Origin of the sequence: Nocardioides dongkuii, from assembly GCF_014127485.1 — a bacterium.
GTDB lineage: Bacteria > Actinomycetota > Actinomycetes > Propionibacteriales > Nocardioidaceae > Nocardioides > Nocardioides dongkuii.
Map to the genome: position 1 here is coordinate 2,718,317 of NZ_CP059903.1, position 16,800 is coordinate 2,735,116.

Below are 16,800 nucleotides of genomic sequence, written 5' to 3' on the forward strand. Positions count from 1 at the left end.
TCAGCCCCGCTTCTGCTTGACGATCGTCTCCTGGTCCTCGTCCTCGAGGGCCTCGGCGGCAGCCTCGTGGCCGACCTTGATCGACCCGCCCTCGGAGGTCTCGAACTGGTCGAGGAAGGAGTTGTAGGCGTCCTCGACCGCGGTGGCGGTGTCGTCCTCGAACTTCAGCGACTCGCGGATCGCGGACAGGATGCCCTCGTGCGAGCGGCGCAGGTAGTCGAGGAACTCCGCCTCGAAGCGGAGCACGTCGTCGACCGGGACCCGGTCGAGACGACCGGAGGTGCCCAGCCACAGCGAGACCGTCATCTCCTCGACCGGGTACGGCGAGTAGGCGGGCTGCCGCAGCAGCGCCATCAGGCGCTGGCCGCGGTCGAGCTGCTGGCGCGAGGCGGCGTCGAGATCGGAGGCGAACATCGCGAACGCCTCCATGGCGCGGAACTGCGCCAGGTCGACCTTGAGCGAGCCGGTGACGGCCTTCATCGCCTTGGTCATCGCGGCACCACCCACGCGGGACACCGACACACCGACGTCGATCGCCGGGCGCTGGTTGGCCGCGAACAGGTCCGACTGCAGGAAGATCTGGCCGTCGGTGATCGAGATGACGTTGGTCGGGATGAACGCCGAGACGTCGTTGGCCTTGGTCTCGACCATCGGCAGGCCGGTCATCGAGCCGGCACCGAGCTCGTCGGAGAGCTTGGCGCAGCGCTCGAGCAGCCGGCTGTGCAGGTAGAAGACGTCACCCGGGTAGGCCTCACGGCCCGGCGGGCGGCGCAGCAGCAGCGACACGGCGCGGTAGGCCTCGGCCTGCTTGGTCAGGTCGTCGAAGACGATGAGGACGTGCTTGCCCTCGTACATCCAGTGCTGGCCGATGGCCGAGCCGGTGTAGGGGGCGAGGTACTTGAAGCCCGCCGAGTCCGACGCGGGAGCCGCGACGATGGTCGTGTACTCCAGGGCACCGGCCTCTTCCAGCGCGCCCCGGACGGAGGCGATGGTCGAGCCCTTCTGGCCGATCGCGACGTAGATGCAGCGGACCTGCTTGGTCGGGTCGCCGGTCTCCCAGTACTGCTTCTGGTTGATGATCGTGTCGATCGCGATCGTGGTCTTGCCGGTCGCACGGTCACCGATGATCAGCTGGCGCTGGCCGCGCCCGATCGGGGTCAGGGCGTCGATCGCCTTGATGCCGGTCGCCATGGGCTCGTGCACCGACTTGCGCTGCACCACCGAGGGCGCCTGGAGCTCGAGCGCGCGGCGGCCGTTGGTCGCGAGGTCGCCGAGGCCGTCGATCGCGTTGCCGAGCGGGTCCACGACCCGGCCGAGGTAGCCGTCGCCGACGGGCACGGAGAGCACCTCGCCGGTCCGGCGGACCGTCTGGCCCTCCTCGATCTTGTCGAAGTCACCGAGGACGACAGCGCCGATCTCGCGGGTGTCGAGGTTCAGGGCGAGGCCCAGCGTGCCGTCCTCGAACTCCAGCAGCTCGTTGGCCATCGCCGAGGGGAGGCCGCTGATGCGGGCGATGCCGTCGCCGGCCTCCGCGACCGTGCCGACCTCTTCCTTGCTGGCCACGTCGGGCCGGTAGTCGGCGACGTACTTCTGCAGCGCGTCGCGGATCTCCTCCGGACGGATGGAGAGCTCCGTCATCGTTGTGCCTTCTCTCTTGTCTCTGCTCAGGTCTGGGTGGTGTGGGGTCAGCCCACGAGCCGGCGGCGCGCGTCGTCGAGCCGGCTGGAGACCGTCCCGTCGATGACGTCGTCACCGATCTCGACGCGGATGCCGCCGAGGACGCTCGGGTCGACGACGAGGTTGAGGTGGACCCGACGGCCGTACTGCTGCGTCAGCGCCTGCTGGAGGCGCTCCCGCTCGGGTCCGGACAGCTCGCGGGCGGCACGGACCGTGGCAACGCCCTGGCCGTGCACCTCCGCGGCGGTCCGCTGGAACTGCTCGAGCGCGACGCCCACCGTGCGGTGGGTGCCGGAGAGCGCCTTGACGGCCAGGGTGGTCGTGGCCGGGAGCGCCCGGCCGTCGAGCAGCCCGTGCACCAGCGCCGCCTTGTCCTCGAGCGAGCGCACCGGGTCGGAGAGCGCGTCGCGCAGCTCCGGGTGCTTCTTGACCAGCTGGGCGAGCTCGAAGAGCTCGTCGCTGAGCCGACCCGCGTCGGGACCCGCGGAGCGGACGATCGCGACGACACCGAGGTGCTCGAGGGTGTCGGCGAGGTCGCGGGTGGCCGTCCACTTGTGGGAGACGGCCGTGCTCAGCAGGCCCAGCGTGATCTCGTCGATCTTGCCACCGAAGACCTCCCGGACCAGGCCGGTCTTGGCCTCGGTCGGGATCGAGCCGTCGGAGGCGAACCGACGCAGTGCCCCCTCGGAGCGCAGCGTCACCGAGACGGCGAAGAGGTCGTCGCCGACCTTCGACACCGACGCTCCGCTGGCCGAGCCGAGGGCCGTCTCCAGCTCGGCGTCGAGCGCCGCGAAGGCGTCGGCCGAGGCACCGCGCAGGCTCATCAGTTGACCCCGCTCCCGGGCGTGCCGGCCTCGAGGTCGGCGAGGAACCGCTCCACGACCCGCGACTGGCGCGCGTCGTCGTCGAGGCTCTCGCCGATGATCCGGCCGGCCAGCGTCGTGGCCAGGGTGCCGACCTCGGCACGGAGCGAGGTGACCGCCTGCTGGCGCTCCGCCTCGATCTGCGCCTTGCCGTGGTCGACGATCCGGGCAGCCTCGGTCTGGGCCTGCTCGCGCATCTCGGACACGATGGCGGCCCCTTGCTCGCGGGCCTCCTCGCGGATCCGAGCCGCCTCGTGCCGAGCGTCGGCAAGCCGCTGCTCGAGCTCGGCGAGCTTGGCGTCGGCCTCGGCCTGCTTGGTCTCGGCGGCGGAGAGTCCGCCCTCGATCGCCTTGGTCCGCTCTGCGAACCCGCGCTCGAAGTTGGGGACGACGAACTTCCAGATCGCTGCGAGCAGCACCAGGAAGACGGCTGCCCCCAGGATGATCTCCGAGACGTGCGGGATGAGCGGATTCAGCTCCTCCGCCGCCTGGATCGATTCACGCATGGGTCACTCCGGTCTGAGGGTCGCGCGTCAGGAAAGGACGAAGGCGAGCGCGATGCCGATGATCGCGAGCGCCTCGGCGAGCGCGAACCCGAGGATCGCGATCGACTGCAGGCGCGACTGGGCCTCGGGCTGACGGGCGACGCCGTTGATGTAGGCCGCGAAGATCAGGCCCACGGCCAGCGCGGGGCCGATCGTGGCGATGCCGTAGCCGAGCATGTTGAGCGAGCCGTTGATGTCACCATTCATGACGGTGAGTGTTCCTTTCGGTTTGGTACTGCAACAGATTCGTGGTGCTCACGATGCCCGACGGGCACAGTGCGCTGCTCAGTGCTCGTCGGCGACAGCACCTGAGACGTACATGGCGGTCAGCAGGGTGAAGACGTAGGCCTGGAGGAACATGACCAGCAGCTCCAGGACCGAGACACCGAAGAACATCACCCAGGCGAGCACGCCGCCGACCGCGTTGATGGGTGAGAACGCGTCGAAGAGGAGGTACTCGCCACCGAGCGCGAACAGGATCAGCAGCAGGTGGCCGGCGAACATGTTCGCGAACAGACGCAGGGCCAGCGTGACCGGGCGGACCAGGATGTTGGAGAGGAACTCCAGGGGTGCGATCAGCAGCAGCACCGGGCCGCGGACGCCGGCGGGCACACAGGTGTGCTTGAGGTAGCCCAGCGGACCGTGCTTCCAGATGCCGACGCCGTTGTAGAGCAGCCAGCTCAGCAGAGCCAGGCCGTAGGCGTACCCGGAGTGCGAGAACGTCGGGAACTGGATCAGCGGCACCAGGCCGAAGTAGTTGTTCACCAGCACGAAGGCGAAGAGCGTGAACAGGTACGGCACGAACTTCATGTAGTGCTCGGCGCCGATGATGTCGCGGGCGATGCCGTTGCGGACACCGCCGTAGGCCCACTCCCCGGCGTACTGCAGGCGACCGGGGACGAGCTCGGCCTTGCGCGACATGGCGTAGGTGACCGCGAAGATCAGCACCGCGGAGAGGACCACCATGACCATCGGCTTGGTGACTCCGCCGAAGATCGGGGGCAGGTCGAAGTCCGCCGGGCCGGGCGGGGTGAAGCCACCGCCACCGGCCAGCGGGACGAGCGCGGCTGCGAGGTTGCCAGCGATCAACGCCGTGTCTCCTTCATGTACGTCACTTCTCGGGGAATGTCGGCGGCGCGTGGTGGCCGAACCGCTTCAGGACCATGTAGAGGCTCAGCCCGGCACCGATGACGATCCCGACGGCCACGAGGTACGACGTGTCCAGCCAGCGATCCGCCAACCAGCCGAGGCCGCCGTAGAGGAGCACGCCCGCGACGATCTGGCTGAATGCCTGCCAAGGGTCGTCCTTGGGCGTGTCCTCGGGAGCATCCGACCGCCCCTGCTGACTCATTGCGGTCCGGACCCTAGCAGGCTGGGGGCTCACGATTCACCACCGGCCCGACCCGTCGTCGACGGATCGTCGTACGTCGGGATCCGCACGCGCGTGGCCATCACGACCTGCGCGACGACCCAGGCGAGGACCGAGACGATGAGCGACCCGGCGAGCCACTCGCGCGACAGGGTCTCCCCCATCACCGCGGAGTCGTCGAGGGCCGCCAGCACCACCAGCACGAGGAGCAGCTGGAGCGCGTAGGTCATCAGCGCCACCAGCAGCGAGGCCGACGGCAGCAGGCCCGCGACGACGTGCACCGTGGCCGCACCGAAGGCGAGCACGCCCACCCCGAGCGCGGCGCCCACGAGGGCGCCGAGGGCAGCCTGGGCGCCGCCGAAGAGGGCGCCCGCGGCCGCGCCGAGGAGACCCACCGCGAGGGCGCCGAGCCCGGCACCGAGCAGGATCACCGCGCCGCCGCTGCGGCGGCTCCGCGGGGAGCTGCGGGTGCTCTGGGTCGTCATGCCGGCGGCCGTTCTCGGTGGGGTTCGCGGTCGTCAGCGGCCCTTCTCGGGCCGCTCGTGAAAACTATCACAAAGTCCGGGACGGGCCGAACTGGAACGATCCAGGGCCGGGTACGTCCGGTCAGGACTCGGGGGCCTCGTCGAGCACCTCGAGCACCCGGGGCTTGTGCAGCACCGGCAGCAGGAAGGTCAGCCCGACGGTCACCGCGGTCGCCGCCGCCAGCGAGATCCAGATCGCCGGGCCGGCGTACAGGCTGGCGAGCACGGTGCCGAAGGCCACGAGCGCCGCCCAGAGCCACATGATCGCCACCGCGCGACGCTGGGAGTGGCCGATCTCCAGGAGCCGGTGGTGCAGGTGCTCCTTGTCCGGGGCGAACGGCGAGCGCCCGGCCCGGGTGCGGCGGACGACGGCCAGCACCAGGTCGAGCAGCGGCACCAGCAGGATCGAGACGGGCAGCAGCAGCGGCAGCAGCGTGGGCAGCAGGCTCGCCTGGGCCCCGGCCCCGCCCTGGCTCAGCTGCGAGCCGGAGAACTGGCCGGTCAGCGTCACCGCGCTCGCGGAGAGCACCAGCCCGATCAGCATCGAGCCGCTGTCGCCCATGAACAGCCGCGCCGGGTGGAAGTTGTGCACCAGGAACCCCAGGCAGGCGCCGGCGAGGCACACGCTCAGCAGCGCTGCCGTGGTCGCCCGGTCGGCGCTGTTGAGCCGGGTCAGCTCGTAGGAGAAGACGAAGAACGCGATCGCCCCGATGCCGACCACGCCCGCGGCCAGGCCGTCCAGGCCGTCGACGAAGTTCACCGCGTTGACGGTCGCGACGACGACGAACCCGGTCAGCAGCGCCCCTTGGGCGGCGTCCAGCGAGAACTGCTGGCCGTCGGTCCAGGGGAAGAAGACGTACTGGATCTGGAAGCCGATGAGGAACGCCGCGGCCAGGACCTGGCCGCCGAGCTTGGTGAGCGCGTCGAGCTCGAAGAGGTCGTCGAGCACCCCCACCGCACAGATCAGCGCCCCGGCGATCAGCACCACGCCGGCGTCCCGGAACACCAACGGGCCGCCGAGGGAGAGGAAGGGCAGCTCGCGCGCGACCAGGTACGCCGCCACCAGGCCGCCGAGCATCGCCAGCCCGCCGAGGTAGGGGATCGGCTCGTCGTGCACGTCGCGGTCGCGCACCCTCGCGACCGCGCCGGTGCGCAGCGCGATCTCGCGCGCGATCACCGTGAGCAGGTAGGTCACCACGGCGGCGACGAGGAAGACCAGGACGTACTCGCGCACTCCGGCTAGCCCTCGTCCGTGAGCATCGCCCCGAGCGGCTCGAGCACGGCGTTCAGGGTCGCGAGGTCGAGGGCGCCGCGCCGCAGGACCCGGCCCTGGGTGCCGGTGCAGTCCACGATCGTGGAGGCCTCGCCCCCCGGGGACTCCCCCGCGTCGACGACGACCGCGACCGCCTCGCCGAGCATCTCCTCGGCCTGGTCGGCGTCGGTGGCGGCGGGCATGCCGGTGCGGTTGGCCGAGCTGACGGCGAGCGGGCCGGTGCGCTCGAGGACCTCCAGCGCCACCGGGTGGTCGGGCATCCGGACGGCGACGGTGCCGCGGGTGTCGCCGAGGTCCCACTGCAGGGAGGTCTGCTGGTGGCACACCAGCGTCAGGGGCCCCGGCCAGAACTCCTCCACCAGCGCCCGGGCGTAGTCCGGGACCCGCGTCGCCAGCGCGTCGAGCGTCGTCGCCGAGCTGACCAGCACGGGCGGGGGCATCTCGCGGCCCCGGCCCTTCGCGGTGAGCAGCGCGCGGACCGCGGCGGGGTCGAAGGCGTCGGCCCCCACGCCGTACACGGTGTCGGTGGGGAGCACCACGAGCTCGCCGCGCTGGACGGCCAGGCTGGCGGCCTCGACCGCGGCCTCCCGCTCGTCGTCGGAGGCGGTGGAGTAGCGCTCGGTCACGGGATCATCGTGCCAGTCGCGCCGTCAGGAAGCGCGGGCGACCGGCCAGGTCGGGGTGGTCGCGCACGTCGCGCCAGCGTCCGGTGCCGCTGAAGACCGCCGGCGCCGACTCGCCCTGGAGGTCGGCGTGCTCGGCGCCCACCACTCCCCCGCCGCGCAGCAGCAGGGCCGCGCGCCGCTCCAGCACCCGCATCGCCTCGAGGCCGTCGTCGCCGGAGAACAGCGCCAGGTGGGGGTCGTGGTCGCGCGCCTCGGCCGCGACCGACTCCCACGCGTCCAGGGGGATGTACGGCGGGTTGCAGACGACCACGTCGACGGTGCCGGCGAGGTCCTCGAACGCGTCCGCGAGGTCGCCGAGGCGCAGGTCGACGCCGGTGCCGGCGAGGTTGCGCTCGGCCCAGGCGTGCGCGGCGGGATCCAGCTCGACGGCGTGCACCCGCGCGCCGGGCACCTCGGTCGCCACCGCGCGGGCGATCGCCCCCGACCCGGTGCACAGGTCGACGACGACGGCCTCGTCGTGCTCGCGGGCGCGGTCGACCGCCCACCCGGCGAGCAGCTCGGTCTCGGGCCGCGGCACGAACACGCCGGGACCCACCTGGAGCTCGGTGTGCCGGAAGTACGCCACCCCGGTGAGGTGCTGCAGCGGCTCGCGCTTCGCGCGGCGCGCGACCAGCGCGTCGTACTCCTCCACGGCGCTGGGGGCGACCTGCTCGACGAGGAAGAGCCGGGAGCGCTCGGTGCCCAGGACGTGGGCGAGCAGCGCGCCGGCGTCGTGCTCGGGGCTCGGGACCTCCGCCGCCCGGAGGCACTCGACCGCCGAGCGGAGCAGGTCGCGGGCCGTGCGCCGCTCCCTCACTGCTCGAGCGCCTCGAGGCGGGCCTCGAGGTCGGCCCGCACGCAGGACGCCAGCACCGGCTGGAGGTCGCCGTCCAGGACCTGGTCGAGGTTGTAGGCCTTGTAGCCGGTGCGGTGGTCGGAGATCCGGTTCTCGGCGAAGTTGTAGGTGCGGATCCGCTCGGACCGGTCGACGGTGCGGACCTGGCTGCGGCGTACGTCGCTCGCCTCGGCGTCGGCGGCCTCCTGGGCGGCGGCGAGCAGCCGGGCACGCAGGATGCGCATCGCCTGCTCCTTGTTCTGCAGCTGGCTCTTCTCGTTCTGGCAGCTGGCCACGATGCCGGTGGGGACGTGGGTGATCCGGACGGCCGAGTCGGTGGTGTTCACGCTCTGGCCGCCGGGCCCGCTGCTGCGGTAGACGTCGATGCGCAGGTCGTTGTCGTTGATCTCGACGTCGACCTGCTCGGCCTCGGGCAGCACCAGGACGCCGGCGGCGCTGGTGTGCACCCGGCCCTGCGACTCGGTGACCGGCACCCGCTGGACCCGGTGCACGCCGGCCTCGAACTTCAGCAGCGCGTACGGCGCCTCGCCGGGCTCGGACGCGCCGCGGGCCTTGACCGCCACCGTCACCGACTTGTAGCCGCCGAGGTCGGACTCGGTGGCGTCGAGCACCTCGGTGCGCCAGCCCCGCGACTCGGCGTACCGGGTGTACATGCGCAGCAGGTCGCCGGCGAACAGCGCCGACTCCTCGCCGCCCTCGCCGGACTTGACCTCGAGGATCGCGTCCTTGTCGTCGGTCGCCTCACGGGGAACGAGCAGGTGGCGCAGCCGCTCCTCGGCGACCGCGCGCTGCGCGAGCAGCGCCTCGACCTCCTGGGCGAAGGCCGGGTCCTCCCCCGCGAGCTCCTGGGCCGCACCCACCTCGTCGCCGAGGTGCAGCCACTCGCGCCAGGCGCCGATCACCGCGGAGAGCTGCGCGTACCGCTGGTTGAGTCGCTTGGCGAGCCGGGCGTCGGCGTGCGTCTCCGGCGCGCCCAGCTGGGCCTCCAGCGCGGCGTGCTCGGCGAGCATGCCCTCGACGGCCTCGAACACGGGGGCTCCTCTGGTCGTACGGCGAGACGGACAAATGACGAACGCCGGTCCCCGCCCGTGGGCAGGAACCGGCGCTCGGGGACAGCTACTTCTTGGCTGCCTTGGCGTAGCGGGCCTCGAACCGGGCGACGCGGCCGCCGGTGTCGAGGATCTTCTGCTTGCCGGTGTAGAACGGGTGGCACTGCGAGCACACGTCGGCGTGGAGCTTGCCGGACGTCGCGGTGCTGCGGGTGACGAACGACGCGCCACAGGTGCAGGTCACCTGGGTGTCGACGTACGCGGGGTGGATGTCCTTCTTCATGTCCTTTGTCCTCTCAGTCGCCGGGTCGTCGCCGCGCGGTGCGGACGCCGTGAACCGGAACCAGCACTGCAGTGTGCCACCTCTGGAAACACCGGGGTAATCGGCGGCATTCCCGGAGGTCTACTGGGACCGCGACAGCAGCGCCTCGACCCGCGAGGCGAGCTCACGGGGGCTGAACGGCTTGGTGATGTAGTCGTCGGCGCCGGAGTCGAAGCCGGTCTCGACGTCGGACTCCTGCGCCCGGGCGGTGAGCAGGATGACCGGCAGGTCGGCGAGGCTCGGGTCGGCCCGGATGACGCGGATGGCGTCGAGCCCGGAGACCCCCGGCATCATCACGTCGAGCACGGCCAGGTCGGGCCGCTCGGCCTGGCAGGCCTCGATGGCCGCCTGGCCGTCCGAGACGGCCGTGATGTCGTGCCCGAGCGTCGAGAGCTTGAACTCCACGAGCTCGCGGATGTCGACGTCATCGTCCGCGACCAGGATCCGTGCCACCTATTTTCCTCCTGCCATGATCCCCGCGGGCAGCGCCCGCGATGGTCTTGCCGCAGCCTAGCCGCAAGCCGCCGTCGTCCGGTCCACAACGCAACTCTCAGTCGTCGCCGCCCACGGTCGGCGTGCTCTTCTGCACCTGGGTGAGGAACTCGTAGTTGCTCTGCGCCTTCCGCAGCCGCTCCAGGAGCAGCTCCAGCGCCTGCTGGCCGTCGAGGTTGGCGAGCACCCGGCGCAGCTTCCAGACGATGGCGAGCTCCTCCTTCGACAGCAGCAGCTCCTCGCGACGGGTGCCGGACTGGATCGGGTCGATGGCGGGGAAGAGCCGCTTGTCCGCGAACTCCCGGCGCAGCCGGATCTCCATGTTGCCGGTGCCCTTGAACTCCTCGAAGATCACCTCGTCCATCTTCGAGCCGCTCTCGATCAGGGCGGTCGCCAGGATCGTCAGCGAGCCGCCGTTCTCGATGTTGCGCGCGGCCCCGAAGAACTTCTTGGGCGGGTAGAGCGCCGCGGAGTCCACGCCGCCGGAGAGGATCCGGCCGCTCGCCGGCGCGGCCAGGTTGTAGGCGCGCCCGAGCCGGGTGATGCCGTCGAGGAGGACGACGACGTCGTGCCCGAGCTCGACGAGCCGCTTGGCCCGCTCGATCGCGAGCTCGGCCACCATCGTGTGGTCCGCGGGCGGCCGGTCGAACGTCGAGGAGATGACCTCGCCCTTGACCGAGCGCTCGAAGTCGGTGACCTCCTCGGGGCGCTCGTCGACGAGGACCACCATCAGGTGGCACTCGGGGTTGTTGGCCGTGATCGAGCTCGCGATCGACTGCAGGACCATCGTCTTGCCGGCCTTCGCGGGCGAGACGATCAGGCCGCGCTGGCCCTTGCCGATCGGCGCGACGATGTCGATGACCCGGCCGATCAGGTTGTCGTGGCCGGTCTCGAGGCGCAGCCGCTCCGTGGGGTAGAGCGGCGTCAGCTTGCTGAACTCGACGCGGTGGCGCGACGCGTCGGGCTCGGCCCCGTTGACGCTGTCGATGCGCACCATCGGGTTGAACTTCTCCTTGCGCTCCCCCTCGCGGGGCTGGCGCACCTGGCCGACCAGGGCGTCACCGCGCCGGAGGCCGTACTTGCGCACCATCGAGAGCGACACGTACACGTCGTCGGCGCCGGGCAGGTAGCCGCTGGTCCGCACGAACGCGTAGTTGTCGAGCACGTCGAGGATGCCGGCCGCCGGCACCAGGACGTCGTCCTCGAGGATCGTGGTGTCGGGCTCGTTGCGCCCGCTGCTGCTCACCGGCTGCCCCGGGCGGGGACGCTCGCGGTCCCGCCCGCGACGGCGGCGGTTGCGGCCGCGGCCATCGGCGTCGTCGGCGGCGTCCCGCTCCTGCTGCTGGCGCTCCTGCTCCTGGTCGCGCCGCTGGTCCTGGTCGCGCTGCTGCTGGTGGCCCTGGCGGTCCTGCTGACGGTCCTGCTGACGGTCCTGCTGACGGTCCTGCTGGCGGTCCTGGTCCTGGTCGCGCTTGGCCTGCCGCTCGCGCTGCTGCTGGCGGTCCTGGTCCTGGTCACGCTTGGCCTGCCGCTCGCGCTGCTGCTGGCGGTCCTGCTCCTGGTCGCGCTTGGCCTGCCGCTCCTCGCGCTGCTGCTCGGCCTGGGCAGGCCGCTGGTCCTGCTTGGTGTCGGGCGCCTGGTCCTGCCCGGTGTCCTGCCTGGTGTCCTGCTCGGGCTGCTTCTCGCGCCGCTGGCGGGTGCGCCGCGGCTGCTGGGCCTGGGGCTCCGGCTGGTCCTGCTTCTCCGGGCGGTCCGCACGCTCCGACGCGGGCGCCGCGGCCTGCTGCTGCTCGGCGGGCTTGTCCTGGGCGGGCTTGTCCCGGGCGGGCTTGTCCTGGGCGGGCTTGTCCTGGGCGGGCTGCTCCGTCGTACGAGCCGGGCGGCTGCCGGCGGTACCGGCCTGCGCGGACTTGATCGCGTCGACGAGCTGCGCCTTGCGCATCCCGCCGGCGCCGGCGATCCCCATGCTCCCGGCGAGGCCCTTGAGGTCGGCGAGGAGCATGGAGTTCAGTCCCGCGCCGCGCTTCTTGGGCGCCGAGCCGGACGGCTCGGGAGCAGCGGACGAGGAGTCGATGGTCTCGGTCACGTGAGGTCCTTCCCACGTAAAGTGCCGTGCGCCCGGCGGGCGACACGGCTGCTGGTCGGACCCTCCCGCCGCCGTGCTCGAGGCACGCGGGGGTGTGCTGCGGTGTCCCGCACGGTGAAGGAGAGGGTGGGCACCCGGGGAACGTCCAGGAGGAGGTCCGGTGAGGTACCACGCCGAGCTGAGCGGCGCGGCGTCAATGTACCACCAGCTCCCCACCCGGCTGCGGACGACGGGCGGATGGCATTGTCCGCTGTCACGCGGTGTTCGCAGCTGTACCGCGGTGCTGCAGCACCGCACCACAGTGGTGGACACCGCGTGACAGCCGGTGGAGCGCGGCGGCGGCCGGTCAGCCGAGGACGACGGCGCCGCGCGGGTCGAGCCCGAGGCGGTGCACGGCCCAGCCCTCGGGGCAGCGTCCGACCAGCCGCTCGACACCGGTCACGTCGGTGCCGTCGACGAGCACCAGGACGGTGGGTCCGGCGCCGGAGAGACGACCGCGGCGTGCCCCTCGGCCCGCAGCTGCGCCACCAGGTCGAGGGTGGCCGGCATGGCCGGGCGGCGGTACGCCTGGTGCAGGAAGTCGCGGGTGGCGGCGAGCAGGTGCTCGGGCCGGCCGGCGAGCGCCGCGACCAGCAGGGCCGCCCGTCCCGCGTCGGCCGCGGCGTCGGCGTGCGGCACCTCGGCCGGCAGCAGCCCGCGGGCGACCTCGGTCGAGACCGGGTCGGGCGGCACGAACGCGACCGCGCCGAGCCGGGCGTCGACGGGCGAGCGGACGGCGTACCACTCCCCCGACTCGCGGCCGGAGATCACGAACCCGCCGAGCAGCGCGGGCGCGACGTTGTCGGGATGGCCCTCGAGGTCGGCGGCCAGCCGGAGCGCGGCGTCGTCGTCGAGCAGCCGGGCCCCGTCGGTCACCAGCGCACGGGCGAGCGCCACGCCCCCGACGATGGCGGCGGACGACGAGCCGAGCCCCCGGGCGTGCGGGACGACGTTCGCGCAGGTCAGGCGGAGCCCCGGCGGCTGGCCGCCGAGGACGTCGAACGCCGCGCGCAGGGCGCGGACGACCAGGTGCTGCTCGTCGAGGGGTACGGCGTCCGCCCCGGCGCCGCGGACCTCGACGACGAGGCCGTCGGGCAGCACCTCGCCCTCGAGCTCGTCGCGCAGGTCGAGCGCGAGGCCGAGCGAGTCGAAGCCGGGACCGAGGTTGGCCGAGGTGGCCGGCACGGAGACCCGGACGGGTCCGGTGACGAAGCCGGCGAGGGGATCGGGCATCGACGCGCTCAGGCGAGACCCGCGGCCTCGGCCGCGGCGGTCACGTCGGCGTCGACGACGGTGTCGACGAGCGCGCCGAACCCCTCGAGCGCGGTGACGGTGTCCTTGAGCCCGTGGCCGGTGACGGTGACGACCACCTGCTTGCCGGCGTAGGACTCCCCCGCGGCCAGCTGCTGGAGCAGCCCGGCGATCCCCGCGGCCGACGCCGGCTCCACGAAGACGCCGTCGTGGCAGGCCAGCTCGCGCTGGGCGGAGAGGATCTGGTCGTCGCTGACCGACTCGAAGGACCCGCCGGACTCGTTGCGGGCGGCCTCGGCCAGCTTCCAGGACGCGGGGTTGCCGATCCGGATCGCCGTCGCACGGGTCTCGGGGTCGGGGAACGGCTCGCCGGTCACCAGCGGCGCCGCGCCCTCGGCCTGGAAGCCGCGCATGACCGGCCGCTTGGTGGCGACCCCGAGGTCGGCGTACTGCCCGTAGCCGAGCCAGTACGCCGAGATGTTGCCGGCGTTGCCGACCGGCAGCAGGTGGTAGTCGGGGGCGTCGCCGAGGAAGTCGACGATCTCGAACGCCGCGGTCTTCTGGCCCTCGAGCCGCACCGGGTTCACCGAGTTCACCAGCGCGACCGGGTAGTCCCAGGCCAGGCCCTTGGCGAGCATCAGGCAGTTGTCGAAGTTGCCGCGCACCATGATCACCTGGGCGCCGTGCAGGATCGCCTGCGCCATCTTGCCGGCGGCGATCTTGCCCTCCGGCACCAGCACCAGCGGCTTGAGCCCGGCCTTCGCGGCGTACGCCGCCATCGACGCGGACGTGTTGCCGGTGGAGGCGCAGACGACCGCCTCGGCGCCGTCGTGCTTGGCGACCGAGATCGCGGCGGTCATGCCGCGGTCCTTGAACGAGCCGGTCGGGTTGTCGCCCTCGACCTTGAGCCAGACCTCGGCCCCGGTCAGCCCGGAGAGCCACTCGGAGTGGACCAGCGGGGTGCCGCCCTCGCGGAGCGTCACCGCGGCGGTGCCCGCGGGGATCTCCAGCAGGTCGCGGTACTCCTCGATCACCCCGCGCCACTGGTGGGTGCGGGTCGGCACGGCCGTGGTGCTCATTCGGCGTCTCCTTCGACGCGCATCACCGAGGTGACCTCGCGCACGATCTCCATGCCCCGCAGGTGGTCCACGGTGGCGCTCAGCTGGGCGTCGGTGGCCTCGTGGGAGACCACGACGAGCTGCGCGTCGAGGTCCCGGCCCTCCTGGCGGACCGTCTGGATGGACACGTCGTGCTCGGCGAAGGCCAGCGCGACCTGGGCCAGCACGCCGGCGCGGTCCTCGACGTCGATCGCCACGTGGTAGCGGGTGCGGGTCTCCCCCATCGGCAGCACCGCGCGGTCGGCGTACGCCGACTCCCCGGCGCCGCGGGTGCCGGCGAGGGTGTTGCGCGCGACGGTGACCAGGTCGCCGAGGACCGCGGACGCGGTGGGCGAGCCGCCGGCGCCCGGCCCGTAGAACATCAGCTGGCCCGCGGCCTCGGACTCGACGAAGACCGCGTTGTAGGCCTCGCGGACCGACGCCAGCGGGTGCGACCGCGGGATCATCGCGGGGTGCACCCGCACGGCGACCGCGTCCTCTCCCCCGGGCCCGGGGCGGAGCTCGCAGATCGCGAGCAGCTTGACCACGGCGCCCATGTCGCGTGCGGACTGCACGTCGGCGGCGGTGACCTCGGAGATGCCCTCGCGGTGCACGTCGGAGGCGGTGACCCGGGAGTGGAAGGCGAGCGAGGCGAGGATCGCGGCCTTGGCAGCGGCGTCGAAGCCCTCGACGTCGGCGGTGGGGTCCGCCTCGGCGTACCCCAGCTCCTGGGCCTCCTCCAGCGCCTCGGCGAAGCCGCTGCCGGCGGTGTCCATCTTGTCGAGGATGAAGTTCGTGGTGCCGTTGACGATGCCGAGCACCCGGGTGACCCGGTCACCGGCCAGCGACTCGCGCAGCGGCCGCAGGATCGGGATCGCGCCGGCGACGGCGGCCTCGTAGTAGAGGTCGCGGCCGTGCTTCTCCGCGGCCTCGAACAGCGTCGGGCCGTCCTCGGCCAGCAGCGCCTTGTTGGCGGTCACGACGCTCGCACCGTGCTCGAGCGCGGACAGGATCAGCGACCGCGCCGGCTCGATGCCGCCGATCACCTCGACGACCAGGTCCACGTCGTCGCGGGCGACGAGCGCCTCGGCGTCGGTGGTCAGCAGCCCGTCGGGCACCTCGACCTCACGCGTCGCGTCCAGTCGTCGTACGGCGACGCCGACGAGCTCGACCGGCGCGCCCACGCGCGCCGTCAGGTCCCCGGCCTGCTCCTGGAGCAGCCGCACCACCTGCGAGCCCACCGAGCCGCAGCCCAGCACCGCCACCTTGAGCGGCTTCGCGCCCTCCATCAAGAATCACCCATGTCCGTCGCGAGCAGGTCGTCCTCAGTCTCGCGGCGCACGAGGACGCGCGCCACGCCGTCCCGCACCGCGATCACCGGCGGCCGCAGTGCGTGGTTGTAGTTGGAGGCCATCGAGCGGCAGTACGCGCCGGTGCCGGGGACCGCGACCAGGTCGCCGGGGGCGACGTCGCCGGGCAGGAACTCGTCCTTGACCACGATGTCCCCGGCCTCGCAGTGCTTGCCGACCACCCGCGACAGCACCGGCGGCGCCGCGGAGGAGCGGGAGGCGAGCGTGCAGGAGTAGTCGGCGTCGTACAGGGCGGTGCGGATGTTGTCGCTCATCCCGCCGTCGACGGAGACGTAGGTACGCACCGCGCCCCCGTCGAGGCGGACCGGCTTGACCGTGCCGACGGTGTAGACCGTGCACATGGCGGGGCCGACGATGGCGCGGCCCGGCTCGATCGACAGGCGCGGCTCGGGGACGCCGAGCGCGCGGCACTCGTGCTCGACGATCTTGGTCATCTCGGTGGCCAGCTGCGCGGGGTCGGCGGGGTCGTCCTGGGTCGTGTAGGCGATGCCGAAGCCGCCGCCGAGGTCCATCTCGGGCATCGTCACGCCGAGCTCCTCGGAGACCCGCGCGTGCAGGGCGAGCACCCGCCGGGCCGCGACCTCGAAGCCGGAGGAGTCGAAGATCTGGCTGCCGATGTGGGAGTGCAGCCCGAGCAGGTCGATGCCCGGGGCCGCCTCCGCGCGGCGTACCGCCTCGAAGGCGTCGCCGGAGGTGATCGAGAAGCCGAACTTCTGGTCCTCGTGGGCGGTCGCGATGTACTCGTGGGTGTGCGCCTCCACGCCGGCGGTGACCCGGATCATCACGCGGGCGCGCAGCCCCGTCTCCGCGGTGATCATCTCGATCCGCTCGAGCTCCTGGAGCGAGTCGACGACGATCCGCCCGACGCCCACCGCGATCGCGCGGCGCAGCTCGGCGACCGACTTGTTGTTGCCGTGGTGGCCGATCCGGGCCGGGTCGAAGCCGGCCCGCAGCGCCACGCTGAGCTCGCCGTTCGAGCAGATGTCGAGGCTGAGCCCCTCCTCCTGCACCCACCGCGCGACGGCGGTGCACAGGAACGCCTTGCCGGCGTAGAAGACCTCGTAGGCCGAGAACGCGTCGCGGAAGGCGCGGGCCCGGGCCCGGAAGTCCGCCTCGTCGAGCACGTACGCCGGGGTGTTGTGCTCGGCGACCACGTCGGCCACCGCCGCCCCGCCGACGTGCAGCACGCCGTCGACCTTGTGCGCGGTCGAGGACCACAGGTGCGCCACGAGGGCGTCGGGGTCCTCCGGCTCGCGCAGCCACGACGGCCCCCGGAGGGCGCCGGGCGCGTGCGCCCAGCCGGCTTCGTGGGTCATCGGCCG

18 protein-coding genes are annotated in these 16,800 nt (G+C 72.4%); all 18 read right to left on the bottom strand.

Annotated features, from left to right (window positions below; translation table 11 throughout):
• The 18 genes from atpA to lysA all read right to left on the bottom strand — a co-directional run bounded on the left by atpA (position 1) and on the right by lysA (position 16,794).
• A complete protein-coding gene (gene atpA / locus H4O22_RS13105) occupies positions 1-1,638 on the bottom strand; it encodes a F0F1 ATP synthase subunit alpha (protein ID WP_182523832.1) in 1,638 nt (545 codons plus the stop codon).
• A 47-nt stretch (positions 1,639-1,685) separates the two neighbouring features.
• A complete protein-coding gene (locus H4O22_RS13110; protein WP_182523833.1) occupies positions 1,686-2,501 on the bottom strand; it encodes a F0F1 ATP synthase subunit delta in 816 nt (271 codons plus the stop codon).
• Positions 2,501-3,046, bottom strand: a complete 546-nt coding sequence (locus H4O22_RS13115) for a F0F1 ATP synthase subunit B (protein WP_182523834.1) — start codon at positions 3,044-3,046, stop codon at positions 2,501-2,503. Before H4O22_RS13115 ends, H4O22_RS13110 begins: the two co-directional genes overlap by 1 nt.
• Before the next feature lie 27 nt (positions 3,047-3,073).
• A complete protein-coding gene (locus H4O22_RS13120; protein WP_153324497.1) occupies positions 3,074-3,292 on the bottom strand; it encodes an ATP synthase F0 subunit C in 219 nt (72 codons plus the stop codon).
• Positions 3,293-3,370: 78 nt separating this feature from the next.
• Complete coding sequence (atpB, locus tag H4O22_RS13125; protein WP_342356049.1) at positions 3,371-4,174, bottom strand: F0F1 ATP synthase subunit A; 804 nt, start codon at positions 4,172-4,174, stop codon at positions 3,371-3,373.
• Positions 4,175-4,196: 22 nt separating this feature from the next.
• On the bottom strand, positions 4,197-4,436 hold the full coding sequence (locus H4O22_RS13130) for an AtpZ/AtpI family protein (RefSeq protein ID WP_182523835.1): 240 nt from the start codon (positions 4,434-4,436) through the stop codon (positions 4,197-4,199).
• 29 nt (positions 4,437-4,465) lie between these two features.
• The gene (locus H4O22_RS13135; protein WP_182523836.1) at positions 4,466-4,939 is read right to left on the bottom strand and encodes a hypothetical protein; all 474 of its coding nucleotides are present in this window, start codon (positions 4,937-4,939) and stop codon (positions 4,466-4,468) included.
• A 121-nt stretch (positions 4,940-5,060) separates the two neighbouring features.
• Positions 5,061-6,212: an MraY family glycosyltransferase gene (locus tag H4O22_RS13140; protein ID WP_182523837.1), complete on the bottom strand. Its 1,152-nt coding sequence runs from the start codon at positions 6,210-6,212 to the stop codon at positions 5,061-5,063.
• A gap of 5 nt (positions 6,213-6,217) precedes the next feature.
• A complete protein-coding gene (locus H4O22_RS13145) occupies positions 6,218-6,877 on the bottom strand; it encodes an L-threonylcarbamoyladenylate synthase (RefSeq protein ID WP_182523838.1) in 660 nt (219 codons plus the stop codon).
• Between the two features lie 4 nt (positions 6,878-6,881).
• Positions 6,882-7,733, bottom strand: coding sequence for a peptide chain release factor N(5)-glutamine methyltransferase (prmC, locus tag H4O22_RS13150; RefSeq protein ID WP_182523839.1), 852 nt, complete (start codon positions 7,731-7,733; stop codon positions 6,882-6,884).
• Positions 7,730-8,803, bottom strand: a complete 1,074-nt coding sequence (prfA, locus tag H4O22_RS13155; protein WP_182523840.1) for a peptide chain release factor 1 — start codon at positions 8,801-8,803, stop codon at positions 7,730-7,732. The genes prmC and prfA overlap by 4 nt, the downstream gene beginning before the upstream one ends.
• Positions 8,804-8,888: 85 nt before the next feature.
• The gene (gene rpmE, locus H4O22_RS13160) at positions 8,889-9,104 is read right to left on the bottom strand and encodes a 50S ribosomal protein L31 (protein ID WP_182523841.1); all 216 of its coding nucleotides are present in this window, start codon (positions 9,102-9,104) and stop codon (positions 8,889-8,891) included.
• A 120-nt stretch (positions 9,105-9,224) separates the two neighbouring features.
• Positions 9,225-9,596 carry a response regulator transcription factor gene (locus H4O22_RS13165; protein WP_182523842.1) on the bottom strand — a complete coding sequence of 124 codons (372 nt, stop codon included), beginning with the start codon at positions 9,594-9,596 and terminating at the stop codon, positions 9,225-9,227.
• Positions 9,597-9,693: 97 nt separating this feature from the next.
• Positions 9,694-11,721 (bottom strand): transcription termination factor Rho, encoded by a 2,028-nt coding sequence (gene rho / locus H4O22_RS13170; protein ID WP_182523843.1) that lies wholly within the window; start codon positions 11,719-11,721, stop codon positions 9,694-9,696.
• Positions 11,722-12,159: 438 nt separating this feature from the next.
• Positions 12,160-12,993 carry a homoserine kinase gene (thrB, locus tag H4O22_RS13175; RefSeq protein ID WP_244962962.1) on the bottom strand — a complete coding sequence of 278 codons (834 nt, stop codon included), beginning with the start codon at positions 12,991-12,993 and terminating at the stop codon, positions 12,160-12,162.
• A gap of 8 nt (positions 12,994-13,001) precedes the next feature.
• Positions 13,002-14,090, bottom strand: a complete 1,089-nt coding sequence (gene thrC / locus H4O22_RS13180; RefSeq protein ID WP_182523844.1) for a threonine synthase — start codon at positions 14,088-14,090, stop codon at positions 13,002-13,004.
• Positions 14,087-15,397 (bottom strand): homoserine dehydrogenase, encoded by a 1,311-nt coding sequence (locus tag H4O22_RS13185; protein WP_182523845.1) that lies wholly within the window; start codon positions 15,395-15,397, stop codon positions 14,087-14,089. The genes thrC and H4O22_RS13185 overlap by 4 nt, the downstream gene beginning before the upstream one ends.
• Positions 15,397-16,794 (bottom strand): diaminopimelate decarboxylase, encoded by a 1,398-nt coding sequence (gene lysA, locus H4O22_RS13190; protein ID WP_182523846.1) that lies wholly within the window; start codon positions 16,792-16,794, stop codon positions 15,397-15,399. The genes H4O22_RS13185 and lysA overlap by 1 nt, the downstream gene beginning before the upstream one ends.
• Positions 16,795-16,800: the final 6 nt, after the last annotated feature.